Raw genomic sequence first — 4,094 nt, 5'->3', positions numbered from 1 at the left:
GCCGGCCTGGTGTTCCTGCCGCTGACCCGCTGGCGCCAGGTCGAGCCGCGCTTCATGCGCTCGATGCTGCTGATCGGTGCGTTGCAGTACGGCATCACCTACGTCTGCCTGTACCTGAGCTTTCGCGTGCTCACGGTGCCGGAAGTGCTGCTGTTCACCATCCTCACGCCATTGCATGTAACCCTGATCGAAGACGCCATAAACCGGCGTTTCAATCCGTGGGCACTGTTGGCCGCACTGGTGGCCGTAGCTGGCGCGGCGGTGATCCGCTTCGACAGTATCAGCGGTGAGTTCTTCACCGGTTTCCTGTTGCTGCAGTTGGCCAACTTCACCTACGCCGCCGGCCAGGTGCTGTACCGCCACCTGGTCGCACGCAATCCCAGCGACCTGCCGCACTACACCCGTTTTGGCTACTTCTACCTCGGCGCCCTCTTGGTGGTGCTGCCGGCCTTCCTGCTGTTCGGCAATGCCCAGCACCTGCCGAGTACCGACGTGCAATGGCTGGTGTTGCTGTTCCTCGGGTTGTGCCCGACGGCGCTGGGCCTGTACTGGTGGAACAAGGGCGCGTGCCTGGTATCCGGCGCTACCCTGGCGGTGATGAACAACCTGCATGTGCCTGTGGGGCTGCTGCTCAACCTGCTGATCTGGAACCAGCACGAGCCACTGGGGCGGCTGTTCATTGGCGGTGCGATCATCATCGCCTCGGTATGGCTGAGCCGCCTGGGTGGCCGTGGGCGAGCGCCGCTGGCTGGCAAGGCCTGACATGCTGACCCTCTCCAACGGTGTGCAACTGCCGGATACGGACATCGAGCTGAGCTACATCCGTGCCCAAGGCGCGGGTGGGCAGAACGTCAACAAGGTGTCCAGCGCGGTGCACCTGCGCTTCGACATACGCGCCTCATCGCTGCCCGCGTTTTACAAGGAGCGGCTGCTGGCGCTACGGGACAGCCGCATTACCGGCGATGGCGTATTGATCATCAAGGCCCAGCAGTTCCGTACCCAGGAGCAGAACCGCGCGGATGCCTTGGCACGCCTTGCCGAGTTGATCATCGCTGCCGGCAAGACCGAAAAGAAACGCCGCCCCACCAAGCCCACCCTTGGCTCGAAGACCCGCCGGCTCGAAGGGAAGGCCAGACGCAGTACGGTCAAGGCGGGGCGGGGCAAGGTGGACTTCTAAGGCCGTAGGCGGAACGGGCTATTGCGCAGGCTTGCATGGCTGCGCGCCCAGTGTAGGAGCGGCCTTGTGTCGCGATGGGCTGCGCAGTAGCCCCCGCAATCTCAAGCCTCGCTCATCTCTTCCAGCCGACGCGGGACAGGCTCTTGCGCCACCCGTGTGCTCAACCCCACGCGCATGTCGTTACCACTCGGCTGCTGATACAGGCTCAAGCCGAATTCCGGTAACACCGCCAGCAGGTAATCGAAGATATCCCCCTGGATGCGCTCGTAGTCCGCCCACACCGTGGTGGTGGTAAAGCAGTAGATTTCCAGCGGCACGCCCTCGGCGGTGGTCTGCATCTGCCGCACCATGCAGGTCATGTTCGGGTGCACATTGGGGTGGTTTTTCAGGTAGGCCAGGGCAAACGCGCGGAAGGTGCCGATATTGGTCAGCTTGCGCCGGTTGGCCGACAGTTCGGCCACCGGGCCCAGCGCTTCGTTCCAGCTTTGCAGCTCCTGGCGTTTGCCGGCCAGGTAGTCGCCCAGCAGGCTGACCTGGGACAGGCGCTGTTCCTCCTCGCGGGTGAGGAAGCGTACACCTGCGGCGTCGATGAACAGGCTGCGCTTGATCCGCCGGCCGCCGGATTGCTGCATGCCGCGGTAGTTGCGGAACGACTCGCTCATCAGGCGCCAGGTGGGCACGGAGACAATGGTCTTGTCGAAGTTCTGCACCTTCACCGTATGCAGGGTAATGTCCACCACGTCGCCATCGGCGCCAACCTGGGGCATTTCGATCCAGTCACCGACATGCAGCATGTCGTTGCTGGTCAACTGCACGCTGGCGACGAACGACAGCAGGGTGTCCTTGTAGACCAACAGCAGCACCGCCGACATGGCGCCCAGGCCCGACAGCAGCAGCAGGGGCGAGCGGTCGATCAGGGTGGCGACGATGACGATCGAGGCGAAGATCCACAGCATCATCTTGGCCAGTTGCACATAACCCTTGATCGAGCGGGTGCGGGCGTGTTCGGTGCGCGCATAGATATCGAGCAGGGCATCCAGCAGGCACGACAGCGCCATGGTCATGAACAGCAGGGTAAACGCCAGGGCGACGTTGCCCAGGAAGTGCTGGGCGGTATCGGACAGCTCCGGTACCAGTTTCAGGCCAAACTGCACCACCAGTGACGGGGTGGTCTGCGCCAGGCGGTGGAAAACTTTGTTGTGACGCAGGTCGTCCAGCCACTTGAGTGCCGGCTGGCGTGCCAGCAGACGCGCGCCGTGCAGCATCAGGAAGCGTGCCAGGCGGCCGATGACCAGGGAGATGAGCAGTAGCACCGCCAGGCCGATGGCCGCGTGCAGCATGGGGTGTTGGTCGAGGGTGCCCCACAGGTCGAGGGAGTCACGCCAGATTTGTTGGATATCCATGGGCTTGCATACAGTCTTGTTGCGAAACGAGGTGCCATTAGAGCGCGGATGGCGACAAAGTTGCCAAAAGAAATTCGGCTAAGGCGGCAGAAAACGTTACCCTATGCAACTGAATTTCCCGCACTTGCCTGAGGTTACCTCCGTGTTCTCCCAATTCGCCCTGCATGAACGCCTGCTTAAAGCCGTGGCCGAGCTTAAATTTGTCGAGCCAACCCCGGTGCAGGCCGCGGCCATCCCCTTGGCCCTGCAAGGGCGTGACCTGCGCGTGACCGCGCAGACCGGCAGCGGCAAGACGGCAGCTTTCGTGCTGCCGCTGCTCAACCGCCTGGTCGACCTGAAAGGCGGGCGCGTCGAAATCCGTTCGCTGATCCTGCTGCCTACCCGCGAACTGGCTCAGCAAACCCTGAAGCAGGTGCAGCTGTTCTCGCAGTTCACTTACATCAAGGCGGGCCTGGTCACCGGCGGTGAAGACTTCAAGGAACAGGCCGCCATGCTGCGCAAGGTGCCGGACGTGCTGATCGGCACCCCGGGCCGTTTGCTCGAGCAACTCAACGCCGGCAACCTCGACCTGTCCCACGTGCAGGTGCTGATCCTCGACGAAGCCGACCGCATGCTCGACATGGGCTTCGCCGAAGACATGGAGCGCCTGTGCAAGGAGTGCGAGAACCGTGAGCAGACCCTGCTGTTCTCGGCCACCACCGGCGGTGCGGCCCTGCGCGACATCATCGGCAAGGTGCTGAAAGATCCGGAGCACCTGATGCTCAACAGTGTCTCGCAGTTGGCCGAAGGCACTCGCCAGCAGATCATCATGGCCGACCACGATCAGCACAAAGAGCAGATCGTGCAGTGGCTGCTGGCCAACGAAACCTTCGACAAGGCAATCATCTTCACCAATACCCGCGCCCTGGCCGACCGTATCTACGGCCACCTGGTGGCCAAGGATGTGAAGGCCTTCGTACTGCACGGCGAGAAGGACCAGAAGGACCGCAAGCTGGCCATCGAGCGTTTCAAGCAGGGCAGCTCCAAGGTGCTGGTGGCCACCGACGTGGCGGCCCGTGGCCTGGACATCGACGGTCTCGATCTGGTGATCAACTTCGACATGCCGCGCAGCGGCGACGAGTACGTGCACCGCGTGGGCCGTACCGGGCGTGCCGGTGGTGAAGGGTTGGCAATCTCGCTGATCACCCACAATGACTGGAACCTGATGTCCAGCATCGAGCGCTACCTCAAGCAGCAGTTCGAGCGCCGCGTTATCAAGGAAGTGAAGGGCACCTACAACGGGCCGAAGAAGGTCAAGGCCTCGGGCAAGGCGGCCGGGAGCAAGAAGAAAAAAATCGAGAAAAAAACCGGCGACAAGAAGGCGGCCGCCAAGCGCAAGCCTACCGCCAAGCCGAAGGCCAACGCGCCACTGGCCAGCGCCGATGGCCTGGCGCCGCTGAAGAAGCGTAAGCCTGCTGCCGAATAAATAGCGCTCAATGGCCCAATCGCCGGCAAGCCCCACAGGGATTGCATCA

The 4,094-nt window shown here is 62.7% G+C and carries 4 protein-coding genes; 3 read left to right on the top strand and 1 reads right to left on the bottom strand.

Annotation, left to right across the window (positions count from 1 at the left end; all coding sequences use genetic code 11):
* The coding region (locus tag GYA94_RS25840; protein ID WP_161893377.1) for an EamA family transporter at positions 1-762 on the top strand (762 nt) is incomplete at its 5' end.
* 1 nt (position 763) lies between these two features.
* Positions 764-1,177 (top strand): alternative ribosome rescue aminoacyl-tRNA hydrolase ArfB, encoded by a 414-nt coding sequence (arfB, locus tag GYA94_RS25835; RefSeq protein WP_009683095.1) that lies wholly within the window; start codon positions 764-766, stop codon positions 1,175-1,177.
* Positions 1,178-1,278: 101 nt separating this feature from the next.
* Here arfB and GYA94_RS25830 read toward each other — a convergent pair whose 3' ends face one another.
* Positions 1,279-2,580: a mechanosensitive ion channel family protein gene (locus GYA94_RS25830; protein WP_054905581.1), complete on the bottom strand. Its 1,302-nt coding sequence runs from the start codon at positions 2,578-2,580 to the stop codon at positions 1,279-1,281.
* Positions 2,581-2,683: 103 nt separating this feature from the next.
* Here GYA94_RS25830 and GYA94_RS25825 point away from each other — a divergent pair, with 103 nt between their 5' ends.
* Positions 2,684-4,045 (top strand): DEAD/DEAH box helicase, encoded by a 1,362-nt coding sequence (locus GYA94_RS25825; RefSeq protein ID WP_110678645.1) that lies wholly within the window; start codon positions 2,684-2,686, stop codon positions 4,043-4,045.
* Positions 4,046-4,094: the final 49 nt, after the last annotated feature.

The sequence above is a fragment of the Pseudomonas juntendi genome, assembly GCF_009932375.1.
Lineage (GTDB): Bacteria > Pseudomonadota > Gammaproteobacteria > Pseudomonadales > Pseudomonadaceae > Aquipseudomonas > Aquipseudomonas juntendi.
Note: the sequence above shows the minus strand (reverse complement) of the source record. Positions and strands in the feature narration are given on the sequence as shown.